The following is a 22,289-nucleotide window of genomic DNA, read 5'->3' on the forward strand; positions in this document are numbered from 1 at the left end:
GTGTCGGAGGACTTGAGCAGGTTACGCGGCGAGTCGGTGCTCGTGACCGGCGCGGGCGTCTCCGGCCGCGCGGTCGTGGAACCGCTCCGCCGACTCGGGGCGCAGGTCACGGTCACCGACGCGCGTGCCGAGTCGCTTGCTCCGTACGCCGGCCTCGGTGCCGACACGATCGTGCTCGACGACCTCGTGACGGACCCGGCCGCCGTCGGGCGGTTCGCGCTCGTCGTCACGAGCCCCGGCTTCCGGCCGGACTCCCCGGTGCTCGCGGCGGCAACAGCCGCGGGCGTGCCCGTGTGGGGCGACATCGAGTTCACCTGGCACGTCGACCGCTCGGGTCTGTACGGGCTGCCGCATACGTGGCTCGTCGTGACCGGCACCAACGGCAAGACCACCACGACGTCGATGCTCGCGTCGATCCTCGATGCGGCGGGCCTGCGCGCCGCGGCGTGCGGCAACATCGGGCTCCCGGTGCTCGACGCGATCGCGGCGGAGCCCCGCGTCGACGTGCTCGCGGTCGAGCTGTCCTCGTTCCAGTTGTACTGGGCGCCGTCGCTGCGGCCGGACGCGGGCGCGGTGCTCAACATCGCCGAGGACCACCTCGACTGGCACGGCGGCATGCAGGCGTACGTCGACGCCAAGGCGCGGGCGCTCACCGGACGCGTCGCGGTGGTCGGGCTCGACGACCCGGTCGCGGCGGGGCTCGCGCGAACGGCGACGGCGCCGAGCGTCGTGGGTTTCCGGCTCGATGCGCCGGTCACCGGCGAGGTCGGTGTCGCCGACGGCGCACTCGTCGACGCGGCCTTCGCGGACCATGCCGTGCTCACCACGGTCGACGGCATCGAACCACCCGGCGCCGCGGGACTGCTCGACGCGCTCGCCGCGGCGACGCTCGCGCGTGCGGCGGGTGTCGACGCCGACGCGGTGCACCGCGGTCTGCACGCGCATCGGGTCGGCCCGCACCGCGGCGGGGTGGTCGCCGAGCGTGGGGGAGTGCGTTACGTCGACGACTCGAAGGCGACCAATCCGCATGCCGCGCGGCCGTCGATCCTCGCCCACGACCGGGTCGTGTGGGTCGCGGGCGGTCAGCTCAAGGGGGCCGCGGTCGACGAGCTCGTGACGGACGTCGCCGAGCGGCTGGCCGGGGTGGTGCTGCTGGGTGTCGATGCGGCGCAGATCGCGGCGGCTCTTGCGCGACACGCCCCCCGGGTTCCCGTCGTCGTGGTCGAAACGGGAGACGATGACGGGGTGAGTCGACAGCTGCCCGGTACCTCCCGGGTCCTGGCACCTCGCGGTGCCACGGCGGACGACGTCATGGCGCGCGCAGTCGGTGCGGCGGCGTCGCTCGCGCGCCCGGGCGACACCGTGCTGCTCGCGCCCGCGGCCGCATCCCTCGACATGTTCACGAGCTACGGCCACCGCGGCGACAGCTTCGCCGACGCTGCTCGCCGTGAGCGGCCCGGCCCGGCGGAACAGACGGACGGTCCCGGTACGTGCTGATGGCAGGCACCCCGCCCTCGCCCAGGACGCGCGCCGGCGCGCCCGCTGCGCGCAACGGCTCGACTCGGACGCGCGCGCCGAAGGCACGCGGCCGGTCGCCGAAGGCCGCCGCGGAGGGGGCGAAGACACGGTCCGGTTCGGCCGCGTCGTCGCCGCGGAGCCGGATCGGTGCATGGCTCGCGCATCCGCTCGCGTCGTTCCACCTGATCGTCACCGTTGCGTTCCTGTTGACCGGCCTGGGCCTGGTGATGGTGCTGTCGGCGTCGAGCGTCGAGCAGTACGCGGCGGGCGGCTCGGCGTACTCGCTGTTCGTCACGCAGGCGATCTTCGCGGTCGTCGGCGCCGTGCTGTTCTACCTCGCTCTCCGGATGCCGGTGCGCGTGTGGCGGCAGTGGTCGTTCCCGTTGTTCGCGGTCTGCATGGTCATGCTCGTCCTGGTCCTGGTGCCGGGCATCGGCACCGAGGTCCAGGGCTCGCAGCGCTGGTTCCAGTTCGGCGGGTTCTCGCTGCAGCCGTCGGAGTTGACGAAGGTCGCGCTCGCGTTGTGGGGCGCGCACCTGCTCGCGTCGCGCAGGCCGGAAACCCGCACGCTCAAGTCGCTGCTCGTCCCGTTGGTGCCGGCAGGCCTCATCGCCTGCGTCCTGGTCGTGCTGCAGCCCAACTTGTCGACCACGATCGCGCTCGGCATCATCCTCGGCGCGTTGCTGTGGTTCGGCGGGTTGCCGGTGCGACTGTTCGCCGCGATCGGCATCGGTGGCGTCGTCGCGGCCGGTGTCCTGGCGGTCACGGCGGGCTACCGCTCCAATCGCGTCAAGGCGTTCTTCAATCCCGGCGCGGATCCGCAGGGCATCGGCTACCAGTCGCGGCAGGCGAGTTTCTCGCTCGCCGACGGCGGGTGGTTCGGACGCGGCCTGGGACAGAGCCGCGCCAAGTGGAGCTACCTGCCGAACTCGCACAACGACTTCATCTTCGCGATCATCGGCGAAGAACTCGGCCTCGTCGGTTGCCTCGCGGTGCTGGGGTTGTTCGGCCTGTTCGTGTACACGGGTCTGCGGATAGCGGCGCGTTCCGTCGATCCGTTCCTGCGACTGCTCACCGCGACGGCCACCACGTGGATTCTCGCGCAGGGCATGATCAACATCGGCTACGTGATCGGTCTGCTCCCCGTGACCGGTCTGCAGTTGCCGCTCGTGTCGGCGGGCGGTTCGTCCCTCGCGATCACGCTCGTCATGGTCGGCATCATCGCAAGTGCCGCGCGTCACGAACCCGAGGCGATCGCCGCGCTGCGCGCCGGTCAGGACGGACGGTTCAGTAAACTGCTGAGGTTGCCGAAACCGGAGCCCTACGTGCCGGTGCGGCCGTCGGTGGCGCGCGCGGAGGCGGTGCGTCGCGCCGAAGACCGCCGCAGCTCGGGCCGTGCAGCCCGGGCGTCCGCACCCCGTGCCGCGACGTACGGTGGACCGAAGGAACAGCAGGCCGTGCGGGACGGCCGCGGCCGGCCCGCGCGAGGCGGGCGCCCCGGGCAGGGGCGGGCGCGCACAAGTCGAACGGGAGAGCGAGGGTATCGCAGGTGAGGGACGGAAAGTCCAGGCTGTCGGTGATCGTGGCGGGCGGAGGCACCGCGGGGCACATCGAGCCGGCCATGGCCGTCGCCGACGCGGTGCGTGAGGTCGATCCGACAGCCACGGTCACAGCGCTCGGCACCGAGCGCGGCCTGGAGACCACCCTGGTACCCGAACGCGGTTACCCGCTCGAGCTCATTCCGCCGGTGCCTCTGCCGCGCAAGCTCACCGCCGACCTGCTGCGGCTGCCCGGCAGGCTGCGCGCGTCCGTCCGGCGCACGCGCGAGGTGCTCGACGCGACCGACGCGGACGTCGTCGTCGGCTTCGGCGGTTACGTGGCGGTGCCCGCCTACCTCGCCGCAGGGCGTGGTCTGCTCCGGCGCAGGCGTCGCGTGCCGATCGTGGTGCACGAGGCGAACGCGAGCGCGGGTATCGCGAACAAGATCGGGGCGCGGTTCGCCGAACGCGTCCTGGCTGCGGTGCCCGGCTCGGGCGTCGCGCCCGACGCGGAGATCGTCGGGATCCCGGTGCGGTCGTCGATCACGTCGCTCGACCGCGGCGCGCTGCGTGCCGAAGCGCGCGCGCATTTCGGACTGCCGGCCGAGGGGCCGGTGCTCCTCGTGTTCGGTGGGTCTCAGGGGGCGCGGTCGCTCAACGACGCGGTCTCGGGTGCCGCGCGCGAGCTCGCCGCCGCCGGCATCTCGGTGCTGCACGCGCACGGCCCGAAGAATCAGCTCGATCTGCCCGAGCCTGCCGAGAACGCCACCGCGCCGTACGTCGCGGTGCCCTACCTCAATCGCATGGACCTGGCATACGCGGCGGCCGACGCGGTCGTGTGTCGTTCGGGCGCGATGACCGTCGCCGAGGTGTCCGCCGTCGGGCTGCCCGCGGTGTACGTACCGCTCCCGCACGGCAACGGCGAACAGGAGCTCAACGCGAAGCCCGTGGTTGCGGCGGGCGGTGGCATGATCGTGGCCGACCGCGATCTCACGCCCGCGTTCGTCGTGTCGACCGTCGTCCCACTGCTCACCGATCCGGAGCGGTTGACCGCGACCGGACATGCGGCGGCGGGTGCGGGGCATCGCACGGCCGCGACCGAGGTCGCGCGGATCGCACTGGATGTAGCAAGGGGATCGAGATGACATCGGCGACCGGGGGTACCCAGGCCGCGCAGCTGCCGCAGCACCTCGAACGGGTGCACATGGTCGGTATCGGCGGTGCAGGCATGTCCGGCATCGCCCGGATCCTGCTCGCGCGGGGCGGACTCGTCTCGGGATCGGATGCGAAGGAGAGCCGTGCGGTGCTCGCGCTGCGTGCGCGTGGCGCCGAGGTGCGCGTCGGCCACGACGCGTCGGCACTCGACATCCTGCCCGGCGGGCCCACCGCGGTCGTCACCACTCTCGCGGCGATTCCCCAGGACAATCCCGAGCTCGTCGAGGCACGCAGGCGCGGTATCCCGGTGTTGCTGCGCCCTTCGGTGCTCGCGTCGCTCATGGCGACCCACCGCACCGCGCTCGTGTCGGGCACGCACGGCAAGACGTCCACCACGTCGATGCTCGTGGTCGCGCTGCAGCACTGCGGCATCGACCCGTCGTTCGCGGTGGGCGGCGAACTGAACGAGTCGGGCACCAACGCGCACCACGGGTCGGGCGACGTGTTCGTCGCCGAGGCCGACGAGAGCGACGGCTCGCTGCTGCAGTACGAGCCGGACATCGTGGTGGTCACCAACATCGAGGCCGATCATCTCGACTTCTTCGGCACCACCGAGGCGTACGTCCAAGTCTTCGACGACTTCGTGGCGCGGATCCGGCCCGGGGGAGTGCTCGTCGTCTGTCTCGACGACACCGGATCGGCGGCGCTCGCGCAACGAGTCGTCGCGCGCGGCGACGTGCGGGTCGTCGGCTACGGCTCGGCCGGCGCGCGGGCGAGCTTCCCGGCCGAGGTCGAGGTCGGGGCGGTGCTCGACGAGTTCGAGCCGCGCGACGTCGGCGGTGTGATGCGCATGACGCTCACCGGCGAGGACGCGTCCCGCACGGTGCGCATGGGAGTGCCCGGCAGGCATATGGCACTCAACGCGCTCGCCGCGATCCTCGCGGCCCGTGCGCTCGGGCCCGACGCCGACGAGGTGGTCGAGGGCATCTCCGGTTTCGGCGGCGTGCACCGCCGCTTCCAGTTCCCCGGTCGCGAGCGTGGCGTGCGCGTCTTCGACGACTACGCCCATCACCCGACGGAGGTGCGGGCGGTACTCGAGGCGGCGGCGGAGCTCGTGCACGAGTCGGTCGGAGCTACGGGCGAGCGCGGGCGGGTGATCGTGGTGTTCCAACCGCACTTGTACTCGCGCACCGCGAAGTTCGCGAGCGAGTTCGGCGCTGCGCTCGACCTCGCGGACGAGGTCGTCGTCCTCGACGTGTACGGCGCGCGCGAGGAGCCGATGCCGGGTGTGACGGGCGCGCTCGTCGCGCATGCCGTCACGAAACCCGTGCACTACCAGCCGGATCTGTCGCAGGCGCCCCGTCAGGTGGCGTCGCTCGCACGACCCGGCGACGTCGTCATCACGATGGGTGCGGGCGATGTCACGATGCTCGGCAACCAGATCCTCGGCGCGCTGGGCGCGGGTCGATGACGCGGGCCGGGTGGATCGCTTCGTGACGCGCCGCACCGCCGCGCAGGAGAGGGGCCCGGCCCGGCCGCGTCCGGATTCCCGACGCGGCCGGGCCGCCGCGTCGCGGCAGCCGAGCCGCGCACGCAGGCGCCTGCCGCGCCGCGCCGCGATCGCCCTCGCTGTGGTGGTGATCGTCGTGGTCGGAGGCGGTCTCGCGGCATGGTTCACGCCGCTGCTCGGGGTGCGCTCGGTCGAGGTCGCGGGGCTGAGGTCGCTCTCGGAGGCGGAGGTACGCGATCGTGCAGACGTTCCCGACGGGCTTCCCCTGCCGCGCGTCGACACGGGTGCGGCGGCCGCACGGGTGGCAACTGCGCCGAGCGTCGCGTCCGCGCGCGTACAGCGGGTCTACCCGTGGACCGTGCGCGTCACGGTCACCGAACGTGAGCCGCTGGTGTTCGTCGAGTCGCCGGACGGGAGCCACCTGCTCGACGGCGAGGGTGTCGACTTCGCGACAGTCCCCGCGCCGCCCGCGCTTCCCAAGCTCGTCACCGCGCAGCCCGGGTACGGCGATCCGGCCACCACGACGGCCCTCGCCGTGTACGGCTCGCTGCCACAGCAATTGCGCGAGCAGGTGGTCGAGGTGCGTGCGGCGTCGGAGTCGAACGTCGAGTTCGGGCTGCGCGACGATCGTGTGCTCGCGTGGGGTGGTGACGAGGCCGCCGAGCGCAAGGCCGCGGTGGCGCTCGCCCTGTTGACCCAGCCGGGCACGACCTACGACGTGTCGAGTCCCGACCTGCCGACGGTGAAATGACGACGGGTCGCATCCGGGTACGCGAAATATGCTCGACACGCGGCGCGCCTAATGGCGAATCGCAGCGCGGGAACCTAGCGTTCGGACACGTCGAGCACTTGACATAACCATAACCCTATGGTTGAGGTTTAGGGTTTCGGTCGAGGGTTCGGATCCGCGAAAGGCAAGATTTGAGCACTCCGAGCATGCAGATCAGTACGCGAAACACACTCACGGAAGGCGAGAGCCGATGACGCCCCCGCACAACTACCTCGCCGTAATAAAGGTCGTCGGCATCGGCGGCGGCGGAGTGAATGCTGTCAACCGGATGATCGAGCAAGGCCTCAAGGGGGTCGAGTTCATCGCGGTGAACACCGATGCCCAGGCCCTGCTGATGAGTGATGCCGACGTCAAGCTCGACGTCGGCCGCGAACTCACGCGCGGTCTCGGCGCAGGCGCCGACCCCGAGGTCGGGCGCAAGGCCGCGGAAGACCACAAGGACGAGATCGAAGAAGTCCTCAAGGGCGCCGACATGGTGTTCGTCACCGCGGGTGAAGGTGGCGGCACCGGTACGGGCGGCGCGCCCGTCGTCGCGAGCATCGCACGCAAGCTCGGGGCGCTCACGGTCGGCGTCGTCACGCGCCCGTTCTCGTTCGAGGGCAAGCGTCGTGGCGGCCAGGCCGACACGGGCATCCAGGCGCTGCGCGAATCGTGCGACACCCTCATCGTCATCCCGAACGATCGCCTGCTGCAGCTGGGCGACGCCGCGGTCAGCCTGATGGACGCCTTCCGGTCCGCCGACGAGGTACTCCTCAACGGTGTCCAGGGCATCACCGATCTCATCACCACGCCCGGACTGATCAACGTCGACTTCGCCGACGTCAAGGGAGTCATGTCGGGTGCGGGCAGCGCGCTCATGGGCATCGGCTCGTCGCGAGGCGAAGGCCGTGCGATGAAAGCGGCGGAGGCCGCGATCAATTCGCCGCTTCTCGAAGCGTCGATGGAAGGTGCGCGCGGCGTGCTGCTGTCGATCGCGGGTGGCAGCGACCTCGGTCTGTTCGAGATCAACGAGGCCGCGTCGCTCGTCCAGGAGGCGGCGCACATCGACGCCAACATCATCTTCGGCACCGTGATCGACGATTCGCTCGGCGACGAGGTGCGCGTCACCGTCATCGCCGCCGGATTCGACGGCGGCACGCCCACGCGGCGCCAGGTCGAGGCGGAGAAGCCCGGCCGCAGCGCGATCGGCGTCGGGCGTGCCGGCGAGGTCGGCCGCGCCGCCGACGAGGCTGCCGAGCACGAACGTCGCGAAGAGCAGCCGGTCTCCGTCACGCGCGAGACGATCGGTTCCCAGCCCCGGATGTCGGACGGTCAGCCGCGTCCGGCCGAGGGGCAATCGCGTGGTGCCGAGCAGTTCCCGCAGCGCGGGTCGGGTGTGCGTCCGGTCGACGACGAGGACGACGACGGCGAGGACGAGATCAACGTCCCGGCGTTCATGCAGCGGTGAGCGGAAGACCGGCACACCGGGTTCGACGCGTCGTCACCACCCGTGAGGGCGGCGTGTCGAAACCCCCGTACGACTCGTTCAACCTCGGCGATCACGTGGGCGACGATCCGGCGGCCGTCGATGCCAACCGCAGGCGACTCGCCGAGCAGATCGGCGTTCCGTTCGAGCGGTTGGTGTGGATGGAGCAGATCCACAGCCGAAATGTCGCCGTGGTCGACGGCCCGCAGTCCGGACCCGTCGAGGCCACCGACGCACTCGTCACCACCGAACCCGGGCTCGCGCTCGTCACGCTCAGCGCCGACTGTGTGCCGTTGCTGCTGTCGGACGACGACGCCGGGGTGATCGCGGCCGTGCACGCGGGCCGGGTCGGCGCGCGGATCGGCATCGTGCCGCGTGTGCTCGACGTCATGGTCGAGCAGGGCGCGCAGATCGAGCGCATCGGAGCGCTGCTCGGTCCGGCCGCGAGCGGCGAGAGCTACGAGGTGCCCGCGGACATGCAGACGGACGTCGAACGGCATCTGCCGGGCAGCGCGTCGCGCACGGCGAAGGGCACGCCCGGCCTCGATCTACGGGCAGGTCTGCGTAGGCAGTTGCTCGAGGCGGGTGTCGGGGGAGTCGCACAGGACCCGCGTGGCACGATCGAGGACCCGACATTGTTCAGCCACCGCCGCAGCGCGCCCACCGGGCGTCTGGCCGCGGTCATCTGGATGGAGCCCGACGATCGACACGAGTGACACCTCGGCGCCCCCTCCGGGCGAGCGTGCGGCCGAGATCGCGGCAGCCCTTGCGGCGGTGCGCCTGCGCCTCGCCGAGGCGTGCGCCGCCGCGGGCCGGGCTCCCGACGAGGTCGCATTGCTCCCGGTCACGAAGTTCTTCCCGGAATCGGACGTGCGGATCCTGTACGCACTCGGGTGTCGGGAGTTCGGCGAGTCACGCGATCAGGAGGCGTCCGCGAAGGTCGCCGAGTTCGGCCGCGACATGGGCGACGGTGCGCGAGACGTGCACTGGCACATGATCGGTCGGCTCCAGCGCAACAAGGCACGGTCGGTCGCCGGGTGGGCGCACACGATCCACTCCGTCGACAGTGCCCGGCTCGCGTCCGCGCTCGATCGTGCGAGTGCCGAGGCGTTCGACGCGGGCCGCCGTCGTGCACCACTGCGGGTGCTGCTCCAGGTCAGCTTGGACGACGATCCGGGACGGGGCGGTGTACCGATCGGCGATCTCGAATCTCTCGGCGAGAGCATCGAATCCGCGCGTGGGCTCGCGCTCGCCGGGCTGATGGCGGTACCGCCGTTGGGTTCGGATTCCGACGCCGAATTCGCCCGGCTCGAGGACATCCACTCCCGGTTCGTCGCGTCCTTTCCCGGGGCGACGGAGCTGTCGGCGGGGATGACGGGCGATCTCGAGGCCGCGGTGCGGCACGGATCGACGTGCGTGCGTGTCGGAACCGCAATCCTCGGGCGGCGGCCGATAATCTCGACGTGATCATCGGTTCGCCACTCTGGTCGATCGATGTGAGTTCCGCAGCCGCGCCAGGGAAGGTCGTTCGATGAGCAGTCTGCACAAGTTCAAGGCGTACTTCGGCATGGTTCCGCTCGACGACTACGAGGACGACTACATCGACGAGCCGGACGGCAGGCGTCCTCCGCGGGCACCGCGCGACCCGTATCTCGAACGCGACGACCGTGACTACGCCGAGCCCGGCTTCGGCGGGTACGCCCCGCGGCGCGACGAGATGGCCGACGACTACGACCGCTACGAGCCGCGTCGTCCCCGCCCCGAGCCGGTCCCGGTGCGCTCGGCACGCCCGGTGTCGAGCGTCGCGAGCCGGCCTCCCCGTACTGCGCTCGGAGTCGATCCGCGGCCGGAACGCGGCGACGGAAGGCGCGCCCCGTTGTTCGACGAGGGTGGTCCGTTGTCGAAGATCACCACCCTGCGTCCGCGCGACTACTCGGAGGCGCGCACGATCGGCGAGCGGTTCCGCGACGGCACTCCGGTGATCATGGATCTCGTCGAGATGAGCAACGCCGACGCGAAGCGGTTGGTCGATTTCGCCGCGGGCCTCGCGTTCGCACTGCGCGGTTCGTTCGACAAGGTGGCGACGAAGGTGTTCCTGTTGTCGCCTGCCGACATCGACGTCTCGGCGGAGGACCGCAGGCGGATCGCGGAGAACGGCTACTACAGCCAGAAGTGAGTGATCGTCGGGCGGAAATGATCGTGACACCGGAGGAGATCCGGGTCGGCCGCGAGGCCGGGTCGAACGACGCCGCACCGAGGCAGCGCCGCTGCACGGTGCCGGGCCGTCCGGTCGATCTGCTTTGATCGACCGGACGTCCTCAGGCAAAGTGAAGGTGTGGCCTTGTTCTCGGTGCTCTATCTGATTCTCTTCATCTTCTGGCTGCTGCTCATCGGCAGAATCGTGGTCGAGTTCGTGCGCACGTTCGCGCGCGACTGGCGACCCACCGGCATCGTGGTGGTGATACTCGAGGCGATTTTCACGGTCACCGACCCGCCGGTGAAACTCCTGCGCAAGATCATCCCGCCGATCAATCTCGGCGGGGTACGGCTGGACCTGTCGATCATGGTCCTGCTCTTCATCGTCTTCATCCTGATGACTGTCGTTCAGGGACAGGCACGTGCCTCCGGGCTCGTGTGACACAATGGTGACATTGACCGGGTATGGCGCTCCCGCGGGAGCGCCTGCCGCTTGCAAGGCTGCTCGACCGCCTAGAACCGCGTGAAGGGATCCTTCCATGCCGCTGACTCCAGCTGATGTGCACAACGTCGCGTTCAGCAAGCCGCCGATCGGGAAGCGTGGCTACAACGAAGACGAGGTCGACGCATTCCTCGACCTCGTCGAGCAGGAACTGTCGCACCTGATCGAGGAGAACGCCGACCTGCGCCAGCGCGTGTCCGAGCTGGACAAGGAACTGGGCGACGCGAAGAAGGCGCCGCGTCCGGCCGCGGCGGAGGCTCCCGCGCCTGCCCCCAAGCCGGAGCGTGCTCCCGAGCCGCAGAAGCCGGCGCCGGCGCCGGCCGCTGCGCCCGCAGCTGCCGAGAAGGAGCCCCAGGGTGCCGACGCGCACATGCAGGCCGCCAAGGTGCTCGGCCTCGCGCAGGAGATGGCGGACCGCCTGACGAGCGACGCGAAGGCGGAGTCGGAGCAGCTGCTCGGCAGCGCCCGCACCAACTCCGAGCAGCTCGTGAGCGACGCGCGCAGCCGCTCGGAGACGATGGTCGCCGAGGCGCGGCAGAAGTCGGAGTCGCTGCTCGCCGATGCGCAGTCGCGCTCCGAGACGCAGCTTCGCCAGGCGAAGGAGAAGGCGGACGCGCTGCAGGCCGACGCCGAGAAGAAGCACACCGAGATCATGGCGACCATCAACCAGCAGCGTTCGGTGCTCGAAGGCCGGATCGACCGGCTCAAGACGTTCGAGCGCGAGTACCGCGTGCGGCTCAAGTCCTACCTCGAGTCGCAGCTCGAAGAGCTCGAGCAGCGGGGGTCGGCCGTGCCCGTCGACGGCGACCAGGAGTCGTTCAGTCAGTCCTACGCGAAGGGCGGCAACTGACCTGACGGTCGGCGGCCCCCGACCCGAGGTCAGGGGCCGACCGGCCGAGGCGCCTCCCGCGTTCGGCATCGGATCGGAGGTTCGTCTGTGCTGGTCGTGACCCTCGCGCTCGCCGCGATCGGCTTCGTACTTCTCGTCGTGGCCCTCACCACCGGATCGGTCGTGTGGGCGTGGGGGTGCATCGGCGTGTGCATCGTGGGCGCGCTGATCCTGCTCGCGAGCGCACTGAGCGGCAAGCGTGCACCGCAGGACGACGCAGGCGGCGGCACGAGCGCGCGTCCACCGCACGACAAGCCGTGACCCTGCACACGGGAATGCCCGGTGCGCCGCACCGGTTAGAATGAGCACGTGCCTGTCGGACGACGGGCGACGGCGATGATCCGGCCATCACCGGGGAGCCTTCGGAAGAACGGCCACGGTGCCTCGCAGCGCGGCTCAGTAGAACCGAACGGGTGGACCCGTCACAGTCCGACAGTGAGAGGCGCCTTCACGGGCGCAAGCGGGGTGGTACCGCGGTGACGGCACAGAATGTGCCGACGTCGTCCCCGTGCCGAGTACACATGGCACAGGAGACCACCGTGAGCCCAGACAAGTACCCGCGCGTCGAGTACGACGTTCCGCAGGAATCCGCCGCGAAGTTCCCCGAGCTCGAGGAGAAGGTCCTCGCCGACTGGGCTGCCGACGGCACCTTCCGCGCGTCGATCGACCAGCGCGACGGCTCCGACGAGTTCGTGTTCTACGACGGGCCACCGTTCGCGAACGGGCTGCCCCACTACGGTCACCTGCTGACGGGCTACGTCAAGGATCTGGTGCCGCGTTTCCAGACGATGCGCGGCAAGAAGGTCGAGCGCCGATTCGGTTGGGACACGCACGGTCTCCCCGCAGAACTCGAAGCCGAGCGGCAACTCGGCATCAAGACCGGCGACATCGGCGAGATGGGCATCGCACGGTTCAACGACTACTGCCGTCAGTCGGTGCTGCGGTACACGAACGAGTGGCGCGACTACGTCACCCGCCAGGCCCGGTGGGTCGACTTCGACAACGACTACAAGACGCTCGACCTGGACTTCATGGAGTCGGTCATGTGGGCGTTCAAGTCGCTGTACGACAAGGGCCTCGTCTACCAGGGCTTCCGCGTGCTGCCGTACTCCTGGTACGAGCAGACCCCGCTGTCGAATCAGGAGACCCGGCTCGACGACGCGTACAAGATGCGTCAGGATCCCGCGGTCACGGTCACGATGCCGCTGCATGCCCCCGGCTCCTCTCTCGACGGTGCACACGCCTTGATCTGGACGACGACGCCGTGGACGCTGCCGTCCAACCTGGCGATCGCGGTGCATCCCGACGTCACGTACGTGCAGGTCGAGGTCGCGGGCGAGGGCGACGCGCAGGCCACGCGGTACGTGCTCGCGAAGGAACGGCTCGCGCACTACGCGCGCGAGCTCGGGGCCGAGCCCACGGTGCTGTCGGAGCATCCCGGCACCGAGTTGGTCGGCGTGGCCTACGACCCGCCGTTCGACTTCTTCGTCGGGCATCCGAACGCGCACCGCGTGCTGTCGGCCGACTACGTCACCACCGATTCGGGTACGGGCGTCGTGCATCTCGCGCCCGCCTTCGGTGAGGAGGACATGGACGTCGCGTCGGCCAACGGCATCGAGATCGTGCAGCCACTCGATCCCGCGGGCACGTTCACGTCGATGGTGCCGCCCTACGAGGGCCTGCAGGTGTTCGACGCGAACCCGGTGATCATCAAGGACCTCAAGGCGAGCGGACGGCTGCTGCGCCACGAGACGATCGAGCACTCGTACCCGCACTCGTGGCGGTCCGGCCAGCCGCTCATCTACATGGCGGTGCCGTCGTGGTTCGTGGCGGTCACGAAGTTCCGCGACCGGATGGTCGAGTTGAATCAGGACATCACGTGGGTGCCCGAGCACATCCGCGACGGTCAGTTCGGCAAGTGGCTCGAAGGCGCGCGCGACTGGAACATCAGCCGGAACCGCTACTGGGGCAGCCCGATTCCCGTGTGGGTGTCGGACGATCCCGCGTACCCGCGTGTCGACGTGTACGGCTCGCTCGACGAGCTCGAGCGTGACTTCGGGGTGCGGCCCACGGACCTGCACCGGCCCGCCATCGACGAGTTGACCCGCCCGAACCCCGACGACCCGACGGGGGCGTCGACGATGCGGCGCGTTCCCGAGGTGCTCGACTGCTGGTTCGAGTCGGGCTCGATGCCGTTCGCGCAGGTGCACTACCCGTTCGAGAACCAGGACTGGTTCGAGACGCACTATCCCGGCGATTTCATCGTCGAGTACAACGGGCAGACCCGCGGGTGGTTCTACACGCTGCACGTGCTGGCCACGGCGCTGTTCGATCGTCCGGCATTCCAGTGCGTCGCGGCGCACGGCATCGTCCTCGGCGACGACGGGCTCAAGATGAGCAAGTCGAAGGGGAACTACCCCGACGTCAACGAGGTGTTCGACCGCGACGGTTCGGACGCGATGAGATGGTTCCTGATGTCGTCGCCCATCCTGCGTGGCGGCAACCTCGTGGTCACCGAGCAGGGCATCCGCGACGGCGTGCGGCAGGCGATCCTGCCGTTGTGGAATGCGTGGAGCTTCCTGCAGCTGTACGCGCCGAAGCCCGGTGTGTGGCGCACGGATTCGCCGCACGTACTCGATCGCTACATCCTCGCGAAGCTCGCGCAGACGCGCGACACGCTCACGGATGCGCTCGAACACATCGACATCTCGGGCGCGTGCGACGAGCTACGGACCTTCTGCGACGCGCTCACCAACTGGTACGTACGCCGTTCGCGTAACCGCTTCTGGGACGAGGACCAGGACGCGATCGACACCCTGCACACGGTCCTCGAGGCGACGACGCGGCTCGCCGCGCCCCTGCTGCCGATGGTGAGCGAGGTGATCTGGCGGGGCCTGACGGGCGGGCGCTCGGTGCATCTCACCGACTGGCCGACCGCCGACGAGCTGCCGGCAGATCCGGAACTCGTCTCGTCGATGGACGACGTCCGGGCCGTGTGCTCGACCGTCCTCGGTCTGCGCAAGGCACAGCAGCTGCGGGTGCGGCTGCCGCTGCCCGAGGTTACCGTGGCGGCCGAGAACGCCGAGCGGCTCGCGCCGTTCGCCGGACTCATCGCCGACGAGGTCAACGTCAAGAAGGTCGATCTCACCGACGACGTCGCGTCGCACGGCCGATTCGAACTCGTGGTCAATGCGCGCGCGGCCGGGCCGCGTCTCGGCAAGGACGTCCAGACCGTGATCAAGGCCGTCAAGGCGGGTGAGTGGTCGGAGAACCAGGACGGGCAGGTCGTCGCGGCCGGCATCGAGCTGCTGCCCAGCGAGTACACGCGCAAGCTCGTCGCGGCCGAGCCCGAGTCGACCGCGGCGTTGCCCTCGGGCGGCGGCCTTGTGGTCCTCGACTCGCAGGTCACCGAGGAACTCGAGGCCGAGGGCTGGGCGAAGGACCGCATCCGCGAGCTGCAGGACGCGCGTCGCGGCGCGGGCCTCGAGGTGTCCGACCGCATCGACCTGGTGCTCGACGTGCCGCAGGCGCGGGCCGAGTGGGCGAACGCGTTCCGCGAGCTCGTCGCGGGCGAGGTCCTCGCGGCCTCGCTCGTGTTCGACACCGTCGGCGATGCCGGCGTCGACCTCGGCGAGGGCGTGCGGGCGCGGATCACGAAGGCGGGCCGCTCCGACGCGTGAGCACACCGACGGCCGGCGCGCGCTGGGTGCTGCATCTCGACATGGACGCGTTCTTCGCGTCGGTCGAGCAGCTCACGCGGCCCACGCTACGGGGCAGGCCCGTGCTGGTCGGCGGTCTCGGCGGGCGCGGCGTCGTCGCCGGGGCGAGCTACGAGGCCAGGGTGTTCGGCGCGCGTTCGGCGATGCCGATGCATCAGGCGCGGCGACTGGTAGGTCCCGGCGCGGTCGTGCTGCCGCCGCGTGGTGCGCTCTACGGTGCGCTCAGTCGCACGGTGTTCGACGCGCTGCGCGCGGAAGTGCCGGTGCTCGAACAGTTGTCGGTCGACGAGGCGTTCGCGGAACCGGCCGACCTCGTCGGTGCCGCACCCGACGAGGTCGAACGGTTCTGCGAACATCTGCGCACCGTCGTGGTGCGGGCGAGTGGGCTCGTCGCCTCTCTCGGCGCCGGACCGGGTAAGCAGGTCGCCAAGATCGCGTCGGGCCTCGCGAAACCCGACGGCGTCGTCGTGATCGGGTCCGACCGGCAACACGAGGTCCTCGACGGTCTGCCGGTGCGCAAGCTGTGGGGGATCGGTCCGGTCGCGGGCCACAAGCTGGAGAAGCTCGGTATCGAGACCATCGGCGCATTCGCGCGTACCCCCGAAGCCGAGGTGGCGTCGATCCTCGGCGCCACGACCGGGCCCGCGCTGCACCGCATCGCGCGGGGCCTGGACGATCGTCCGGTCGCCGAGCGCGCCGAGGCGAAACAGGTCAGCGCCGAGACGACGTACGCGACGGACATCGTGTCGTTGCCGCAGTTGCGGCGCGCCGTCGACGCGAGTGCGGCGGCGGCGTTCGCGCGGTTGGAGAAGGACGGCCGCGCGGCCCGGACCGTCGTGCTCAAACTCAAGAAGTCCGACATGAGCATCCTGACGCGATCGGCGACGCTGCCGTACGCGACGGTCGACGCGCACGTGCTGGCGGCGACGGCGCAGCGCCAGGCGCTCGACCCGATCGAGATCGGGCCGGTGCGTCTCGTGGGGGTGGGCTATGCAGGACTGTCGACGGTGCACCAGGATTCACTGTTCCCCGAGCTGGACGGCCCTCCGGCGACGGACGAGAATTCCGACCGCGCGGAGCCGGAGGCGGCCGTCCCGGAGTCGGCGCGTACGCCGCACGGGCGGTGGTATCCGGGTCTCGACGTCGCACACCCCGAGTTCGGGCACGGTTGGGTGCAGGGCGCCGGTCACGGCGTCGTGACCGTGCGTTTCGAAACCCGCACGAGTGGGCCGGGTTTCGCGCGGACCTTCCGTGACGGCGATCCGATGCTGCAGCCCGCGGCGCCCGACGCAAGCCTGGCGTGAAGGTTCTCAGGACAGCCTCAGAGTCGGTCCACTTACCGTTCGGTACTGTGACCGAGAGCGCCGTCGAGCCTCGGTGCTCGACTCGTGTGTACCGAACCCGAGACGAAGAGGATATCGAGTTGAAGCTTCGCAAGATGACCGTCGCCACCGTTGCCGTGGCCGCAGCACTCACCATGTCGGCGTGCAGCTCGGACGACGGCGACAGCACCGAATCGACGAGCGCCGAGGCGACCACCAGCGCCGCCGAGGAGAGCACCGCCGCGGAGGGCGAGATCGCCGAGCTTCCCACGGCTGCCGAACTCAACGGCCTCCTCGCACAGGGCCTCGACCCCAACGTGCCGCTCGAGGAGAAGACCTCGATGGTCGAGGGCTCCGAGGAGGACCCCGAGCTGATCAACCAGGTCGCACAGGCCGCGCGTGACGCGAACGTCCAGGTCGAGGTCATCGACCCGGTCATCGACAACGGCGACGGCACCGCCAGCGGCCAGCTGCAGTTGAGCGTCAACGGCGAGCCCCAGCAGGGCGGCCCGGCTGCCACGTTCGTGCCGGGCGAGAACGGCGAGTGGAAGCTGTCGAAGGTCACCGCGTGCCAGATCGTGAGCCTCGCGGGCCTCACCTCGGCGGCGTGCCCTGCCTGATCGCGGGTAACCAGCACACACGAGCGCCCGGCACCGCACAGCGGTGCCGGGCGCTCGTGTGGTTCCGGGTGCCGCCCTCACGTGGGCGAGACGACCGTCACGCGGTCAGTTTGTCGACCGCCGCCTGTCCGAGGGTGCGCAGTGTCGCCTCGTCGGCGGCGTCCTGTCCGCTCACGACGACCTGGGTGAGAGTGGGTCCCACGGCGATCAGCAGCGCGTCGGAGTAGAGTGTCACGCCTTCGCTCGTCGCGGTGACCCGCAGCGACACCGTGCCGTCGCCGAGGTCGATCGTGGGGCCCGCGCCCACCTGATAGGTCACCTCGAAGCCGTCCGCATCGGTGCCGCGGTAGTTGCCGCACGACGCGAGCGGCGCCTGGAGCCGGGTGAACGCGTCGACCGTCTGTGCGGCGTCCGGGTAACTCGCGGCGTCCTGGTCGATGCTCGCGAAGTCCGGACCGGTGAAGTGCGCGACCGCCGTGGCCTGGGCTCCCTCCGTCTGGTCGCCGATCGGGGCGAGGACGTCCGCGCACTCCTGCGGTTCGGTGTGCGACTGATCGGGTTCGTCCGACTCGGGGATCGGTTCGAGGCCGAGATCCTCGACCGGGTCGGGCTGTTCGACGAATCCGGCGGGCAACTCGCCCGTCGTGAGCAGTGCCCCGGCCAGCGCGTCGGCGTCGGAGAAGGGTGCGGCCTCGCTCCCGGGGCGCACCGTCACTCCGGTGGGCGCCGGCGCGGCGGGCGCGGACGACGGCTCGGGATCATCCGACCCGCACGCGGCGAGTGCGAGCGCCGACGCGGCGGCCAGCGCGACGGCGAGCGATCGCCTCGCGGTCACCGTTCTGCATGCGTTCACTGCCCCTCCCTGTCCGGTCGTGCCTCGAGGGCCACCTTGTTGTCGGTCGTCTGCCGGAGGTGCGTCGTGCCGTCCGGGTCGCTGTAGGCCTGTTCGCCGCCGATGGACACGGTCAGCGACGTCGGCAGCGCCTGCGCGAGATCGATCCTCGCGGTACCGGTGCCCTGCATGACGTACTGGTCGACGGTGAGGTCGCCCGCGTCGCCCGGCAGCGCCCACACCGACGACTGGGGTGTCTGTTCGACGGTGAAGTCGAGGGTGACGCCGTCGCCGTCGCGGCCGGTGAGCGTGACGGTCGTGACCTGGTCGAGTGCGATACCACTCATCACCTCCTGGCGCACCGCCCAGCGTGCGCCGACGCCGATCGGCTCGGTGGGAAATGCGATCGTGCGGTAGACCGCCTGGTAGAAAGCCTGCTCGATCGCCGAGCGCGCGATGTCCTGAGAGGAATCGGTCGGGGAGAGCCGCAATGCGGTGATCGACCCGTTCGGCGCGAACGTCAGGCCGGCACCCGACCCGGCACTGGCCTGCACAGCTCCGTCGAGGGTCGGATCGGGGCTCGTCGGTTCCCCGATCGTGAGGTCGACCTCGGTGCCGTCGGCGTCGGCGCGATCGACCGTCGCGTCGAGCGGCAGCGTCAGTTCGGGAGTCGAGAAGTCCTGCGCGGTCTGGTCGTCGATCTGCTGGAACACCGTCGCCGACGTCGTGAGCTGTGCGGTCTGCGTCGCGCCCGCGGTGGGGGCGGGTCTGAGCACGTCGCGCGGCTCGGCGCCGGGGTCGAGGAGTTCCGTACCGACCGCCGAGACGGGGACGGTGACGGCGTTGCCGGTGGTGGGCGCGGAGGCGGCGTCGCCGCCGTCCCCGCCGCCGCTGCAGCCGGCGAGCAGTCCGATCGACGAGACGGTTGCGGCAAGAGAGATCAGTCGCCCGCGAACGGGCTTCGACAGCAGTGGCACCAGACCAGGTTACGTATCCGGCGCGCGGCGGCCACGTCGGTACGGGGCGCCCGGGTCGAGACCTGGTGAGCGTCCGCATAGTGGATGATGGAACGTCGTGGATGATGGAACGGTGAGTCACGATGCTTCCTCGGCCGACGGTGCGCGCGGCGACGAGGACCGCGACGGCAGCCCGGCAGGCGAGACCCGACTGCCCGAGCAGGCCGCGAGCCCCGGGCGCACGCGCATGCCTGCGCTCGTCGTGACCGCGGCGCTCATCCTCGTCGCCGACCTGCTGACGAAGATCGTGGTGGTCGCGACCATCGAGCCGGGCAATCCCGTGTACCTGATCGGCGACTGGCTCCGGCTCACCCTGGTCCGCAATCCCGGGGCTGCCTTCTCGATGGCCACCGGCATGACGTGGCTGCTCACGCTTGTCGCCGTCGGCGTCGTCGTCGCCGTCGTGCGCATGGGCCGCAGGCTGCGCTCGGGCTGGTGGGCGCTCGGTCTCGGGCTCGTCCTCGGCGGCGCGCTCGGCAATCTCGTCGATCGGTTCTTCCGCGCTCCCGGAGTCATGCAGGGCCACGTCGTCGACTTCGTGGCGGTCGGCTGGTGGCCGGTGTTCAACGTCGCGGATTCGGCCATCGTGTGCGGCGCGGTCCTACTCGTGGCCCTCACCCTGTTCGGTGTCGAGCCGAACGCAGCTCACCGGAAGGCGGACGCATGAGAGAGACCCGTTCGATGCCGGTACCCGACGGCCTGGACGAGATGCGGGTCGATGCGGGGCTGGCGCGTCTGTTGGGGCTGTCCCGCACGGTCGTCGCAGCGCTCACCGAGGAGGGGGCAGTGCTGATCGACGGTGCGCCTGCGGGCAAGTCCGACCGATTGGCCGCCGGGTCGTGGCTCGAAGTGCAACTCCCGGAACCGCCGCGCCCACTGACCGTCGAGCCGGAGCCCGTCGAGGGCATGGACATCCTGTACGCCGACGACGACATCGTCGCCGTCGACAAGCCGGTCGGCGTCGCGGCACACGCGAGCGTCGGGTGGACGGGGCCCACGGTCGTGGGTGGCCTCGCCGCGGCGGGCTTCCGCATCTCGACGTCGGGCGCACACGAACGACAGGGCATCGTGCACCGCCTCGACGTCGGCACGTCAGGAGTGATGGTGGTCGCGACGTCCGAGCGCGCGTACACGGTGCTCAAGCGCGCCTTCAAGGAGCGCACGATCGACAAGCGCTATCACGCACTCGTACAGGGCCACCCCGATCCGAGCAGCGGCACGATCGACGCGCCGATCGGCCGCCATCGCAGCAGCGACTGGAAGTTCACCGTCGCATCCGACGGAAAGCCGAGCGTCACGCACTACGACACGATCGAGGCGTTCCAGGCGGCGAGCCTGCTCGACATCCACCTCGAGACGGGGCGCACCCATCAGATCCGCGTGCACTTCTCGGCGCTGCGTCACCCGTGCTGCGGCGACCTCACCTACGGCGCCGACCCGAGGCTCGCCGAGCGGCTCGGCCTCGAACGCCAGTGGCTGCACGCACGCATGCTGGGCTTCGCCCATCCGGCGGACGGCCGATGGATCGAGATCACCAGCGAATACCCGAAGGATCTCGAGCACGCACTCGCCGTGTTGCGTGATGCGTAGGTCCGCCGCAAGTGCATGGATCCCGGCCGCGGTCGTGATCGCGGTCGTCGTCGGGGTCGGGATGATCACCCCCGCCGCGCAGACGCATGTCGCGTCCGCGGCCTCGCTCGGGCCGGACAACGGCGACGCCGTCACGGAGTACGTCACGCGCGCCGCGAGTTCGTTCGACGGCGCGAGCGGCACGAGGTGGGCGCTCATGACGCCCGACACGCCGGTCGACGTCGCGGGCCTCGCGCAACTCGTGGGCGATGTGCGGGTGTCGGAGGTGCTGTTGCGCGCGTCCGTCGACCGCGTGCAGATGCCGGTGATCGTGCAACCCGTCGCGGCGGGTTCTGCGGCGCTCGCACGTGTGCCCGCCCTCGCGCAGGGGCGCGCGCAGACGATGGTCGGCAGCGACGACCGGCAGCAGGCGGCGCTCGACTACACCTCCGCGCAACTCGGCGCCGGGTGCGCGTGCGTCGTGGGTGCGGTACTGCACGGCGAGGTCGAGGCGCTGTCCACGGTCGCCCGGACCCCGGGGGTGCGGGCCGTCGAGATCGCACCGGACGGCGTCGACGTCGGCAGGCTCGCGGTGCGGCCGCTGCTGCCCGAGCACACCACCGTCGTCGAGCCGGGTCCCGACGACGGCGCGGTGCCCCCGGCCGGTGCACCGTGACGGGGACCGACACCGACGCACACACGACCGCCACGCGCGCCGCCACGCGGCGTCCGGTCGCGGCCGGTGCTCTCGGCAGCGCCGCCGCGGCGGGCGCGTACGCGATCTGGGGCGCGTTCCCCGCGTTCTTCGGGCTGCTCCGCGACGCGGGCGCGGTCGAGGTGCTCGCGCACCGGGTGCTGTGGACGCTCGTGCTGATGCTGGTGTTGGGGGCGGCGACGCGTCGGCTCGGCCTGTTGCGTGGCCTGAGCATGCGGACGTGGCTGCTGGTGGCCGGGGCGTCCGCGGCGATCTCGATCAACTGGGGCGTGTACATCTACGCGGTCACGTCGGGGCATGTCGTCGAAGCCGCTCTCGGGTACTACGTCAACCCGCTCGTGAGCGTCCTGTTCGGTGTCGTCTTCTTCCGGGAACGGATCAGCGTCGCCACCGCGGCCGCGCTCGTGATCGCTGCGGCCGCGGTGGCCGTCATCACCGTCGGGTACGGCAGCCCGCCGTACATCTCGTTGCTGCTCGCGGGCTCGTTCGCGACGTACGGGGTCGTGAAGAAGGTCGTGCCGCTCGATCCGCGCACGAGCCTGACCGCGGAAGGCATCGTCGGCGTGCCGTTCGCGTCGGGATACCTCGTGTTCCTCGCCGCGACCGGCACCGGCACGTTCACCAGCGAGGGGCCCGCCCATACCGCGCTGCTCGTCGTGGCGGGCGTCGTCACGGCGGTCCCGCTGTTGCTGTTCGGTTTCGCGGCGCAGCGTGTCCCGCTCACGACGATGGGCATGCTGCAGTACCTGACGCCGACCCTGCAGATGCTGTGGGGCGTGCTCGTCGCGCACGAGGTGATGCAGACCTCACGCTGGATCGGATTCGCCCTGATCTGGGTCGCTCTCGTGGTGTTCACCACGGACACGGTGCTGCGGTTGCGTCGACGGCGCGGCGCCGTCGAAGGTGTCGGCCCGAAGACATAGACTCGGTGCG

At 70.5% G+C, this 22,289-nt stretch carries 21 protein-coding genes; 19 read left to right on the forward strand and 2 right to left on the reverse strand.

The genetic code is table 11. From position 1 onward, the window contains the following. From murD to HCA44_RS09110, 15 genes are all read left to right on the forward strand, one after another. Positions 1-1,497, forward strand: coding sequence for a UDP-N-acetylmuramoyl-L-alanine--D-glutamate ligase (murD, locus tag HCA44_RS09040; RefSeq protein ID WP_169648222.1), 1,497 nt, complete (start codon positions 1-3; stop codon positions 1,495-1,497). Further along, positions 1,497-3,071, forward strand: coding sequence for a putative lipid II flippase FtsW (gene ftsW, locus HCA44_RS09045; protein ID WP_169648223.1), 1,575 nt, complete (start codon positions 1,497-1,499; stop codon positions 3,069-3,071). Before murD ends, ftsW begins: the two co-directional genes overlap by 1 nt. Beyond that, positions 3,068-4,201: an undecaprenyldiphospho-muramoylpentapeptide beta-N-acetylglucosaminyltransferase gene (gene murG, locus HCA44_RS09050; RefSeq protein ID WP_169648224.1), complete on the forward strand. Its 1,134-nt coding sequence runs from the start codon at positions 3,068-3,070 to the stop codon at positions 4,199-4,201. Before ftsW ends, murG begins: the two co-directional genes overlap by 4 nt. Then, complete coding sequence (gene murC / locus HCA44_RS09055; protein WP_169648225.1) at positions 4,198-5,682, forward strand: UDP-N-acetylmuramate--L-alanine ligase; 1,485 nt, start codon at positions 4,198-4,200, stop codon at positions 5,680-5,682. The genes murG and murC overlap by 4 nt, the downstream gene beginning before the upstream one ends. A 22-nt stretch (positions 5,683-5,704) precedes the next feature. Then, positions 5,705-6,472: an FtsQ-type POTRA domain-containing protein gene (locus tag HCA44_RS09060; RefSeq protein WP_346764649.1), complete on the forward strand. Its 768-nt coding sequence runs from the start codon at positions 5,705-5,707 to the stop codon at positions 6,470-6,472. A gap of 229 nt (positions 6,473-6,701) precedes the next feature. Then, positions 6,702-7,958, forward strand: a complete 1,257-nt coding sequence (gene ftsZ, locus HCA44_RS09065) for a cell division protein FtsZ (protein ID WP_169648227.1) — start codon at positions 6,702-6,704, stop codon at positions 7,956-7,958. Continuing rightward, positions 7,955-8,692 carry a peptidoglycan editing factor PgeF gene (gene pgeF / locus HCA44_RS09070; protein ID WP_169648228.1) on the forward strand — a complete coding sequence of 246 codons (738 nt, stop codon included), beginning with the start codon at positions 7,955-7,957 and terminating at the stop codon, positions 8,690-8,692. Before ftsZ ends, pgeF begins: the two co-directional genes overlap by 4 nt. Then, positions 8,679-9,443 (forward strand): YggS family pyridoxal phosphate-dependent enzyme, encoded by a 765-nt coding sequence (locus tag HCA44_RS09075; RefSeq protein ID WP_169648370.1) that lies wholly within the window; start codon positions 8,679-8,681, stop codon positions 9,441-9,443. Before pgeF ends, HCA44_RS09075 begins: the two co-directional genes overlap by 14 nt. 64 nt (positions 9,444-9,507) lie before the next feature. Continuing rightward, positions 9,508-10,152, forward strand: a complete 645-nt coding sequence (sepF, locus tag HCA44_RS09080; RefSeq protein ID WP_169648229.1) for a cell division protein SepF — start codon at positions 9,508-9,510, stop codon at positions 10,150-10,152. Positions 10,153-10,311: 159 nt separating this feature from the next. Continuing rightward, the gene (locus tag HCA44_RS09085; protein WP_169648230.1) at positions 10,312-10,614 is read left to right on the forward strand and encodes a YggT family protein; all 303 of its coding nucleotides are present in this window, start codon (positions 10,312-10,314) and stop codon (positions 10,612-10,614) included. A 97-nt stretch (positions 10,615-10,711) separates the two neighbouring features. Then, a complete protein-coding gene (locus tag HCA44_RS09090) occupies positions 10,712-11,524 on the forward strand; it encodes a DivIVA domain-containing protein (protein ID WP_169648231.1) in 813 nt (270 codons plus the stop codon). 87 nt (positions 11,525-11,611) lie between these two features. Continuing rightward, positions 11,612-11,824 (forward strand): hypothetical protein, encoded by a 213-nt coding sequence (locus tag HCA44_RS09095; protein WP_169648232.1) that lies wholly within the window; start codon positions 11,612-11,614, stop codon positions 11,822-11,824. Between the two features lie 260 nt (positions 11,825-12,084). Then, the gene (gene ileS, locus HCA44_RS09100) at positions 12,085-15,243 is read left to right on the forward strand and encodes an isoleucine--tRNA ligase (protein ID WP_169648233.1); all 3,159 of its coding nucleotides are present in this window, start codon (positions 12,085-12,087) and stop codon (positions 15,241-15,243) included. A gap of 26 nt (positions 15,244-15,269) precedes the next feature. Continuing rightward, positions 15,270-16,586, forward strand: a complete 1,317-nt coding sequence (locus HCA44_RS09105) for a DNA polymerase IV (protein WP_169648371.1) — start codon at positions 15,270-15,272, stop codon at positions 16,584-16,586. 119 nt (positions 16,587-16,705) lie between these two features. After that, positions 16,706-17,224 (forward strand): hypothetical protein, encoded by a 519-nt coding sequence (locus HCA44_RS09110; protein ID WP_169648234.1) that lies wholly within the window; start codon positions 16,706-16,708, stop codon positions 17,222-17,224. A gap of 97 nt (positions 17,225-17,321) precedes the next feature. Here the strand turns inward: HCA44_RS09110 and HCA44_RS09115 are convergent, their stop codons facing one another. Beyond that, positions 17,322-18,059, reverse strand: coding sequence for a sensor domain-containing protein (locus tag HCA44_RS09115; protein WP_169648235.1), 738 nt, complete (start codon positions 18,057-18,059; stop codon positions 17,322-17,324). Between the two features lie 14 nt (positions 18,060-18,073). Further along, positions 18,074-19,033, reverse strand: coding sequence for a hypothetical protein (locus HCA44_RS09120; protein WP_169648236.1), 960 nt, complete (start codon positions 19,031-19,033; stop codon positions 18,074-18,076). A gap of 97 nt (positions 19,034-19,130) precedes the next feature. Here HCA44_RS09120 and lspA point away from each other — a divergent pair, with 97 nt between their 5' ends. From lspA to rarD, 4 genes are read left to right on the forward strand one after another with little or no spacing between them, the layout of a single operon-like run. Further along, positions 19,131-19,739 carry a signal peptidase II gene (gene lspA, locus HCA44_RS09125; RefSeq protein WP_169648237.1) on the forward strand — a complete coding sequence of 203 codons (609 nt, stop codon included), beginning with the start codon at positions 19,131-19,133 and terminating at the stop codon, positions 19,737-19,739. Beyond that, entirely contained in the window at positions 19,736-20,662 is a 927-nt protein-coding gene (locus HCA44_RS09130; protein ID WP_169648238.1) for an RluA family pseudouridine synthase, read from the forward strand. The genes lspA and HCA44_RS09130 overlap by 4 nt, the downstream gene beginning before the upstream one ends. After that, positions 20,655-21,317, forward strand: a complete 663-nt coding sequence (locus HCA44_RS20975; RefSeq protein WP_240945401.1) for a hypothetical protein — start codon at positions 20,655-20,657, stop codon at positions 21,315-21,317. Before HCA44_RS09130 ends, HCA44_RS20975 begins: the two co-directional genes overlap by 8 nt. After that, positions 21,314-22,279 (forward strand): EamA family transporter RarD, encoded by a 966-nt coding sequence (gene rarD / locus HCA44_RS20980; protein WP_346764650.1) that lies wholly within the window; start codon positions 21,314-21,316, stop codon positions 22,277-22,279. Before HCA44_RS20975 ends, rarD begins: the two co-directional genes overlap by 4 nt. Positions 22,280-22,289 lie beyond the last annotated feature (10 nt).

The organism is Rhodococcus sp. HNM0569, assembly GCF_012726205.1.
In the GTDB taxonomy this organism is placed as follows: domain Bacteria; phylum Actinomycetota; class Actinomycetes; order Mycobacteriales; family Mycobacteriaceae; genus Rhodococcus_F.

Bases quoted from the DNA above. Each gene is read 5' to 3' on its own strand.
- murC (WP_169648225.1), top strand. From the start codon at position 4,198: ATGACATCGGCGACCGGGGGTACCCAGGCCGCGCAGCTGCCGCAGCAC.
- HCA44_RS09130 (WP_169648238.1), top strand. From the start codon at position 19,736: ATGAGAGAGACCCGTTCGATGCCGGTACCCGACGGCCTGGACGAGATG.
- ileS (WP_169648233.1), top strand. From the start codon at position 12,085: ATGGCACAGGAGACCACCGTGAGCCCAGACAAGTACCCGCGCGTCGAG.
- HCA44_RS20975 (WP_240945401.1), top strand. From the start codon at position 20,655: ATGCGTAGGTCCGCCGCAAGTGCATGGATCCCGGCCGCGGTCGTGATC.
- ftsW (WP_169648223.1), top strand. From the start codon at position 1,497: ATGGCAGGCACCCCGCCCTCGCCCAGGACGCGCGCCGGCGCGCCCGCT.
- ftsZ (WP_169648227.1), top strand. From the start codon at position 6,702: ATGACGCCCCCGCACAACTACCTCGCCGTAATAAAGGTCGTCGGCATC.
- sepF (WP_169648229.1), top strand. From the start codon at position 9,508: ATGAGCAGTCTGCACAAGTTCAAGGCGTACTTCGGCATGGTTCCGCTC.
- HCA44_RS09090 (WP_169648231.1), top strand. From the start codon at position 10,712: ATGCCGCTGACTCCAGCTGATGTGCACAACGTCGCGTTCAGCAAGCCG.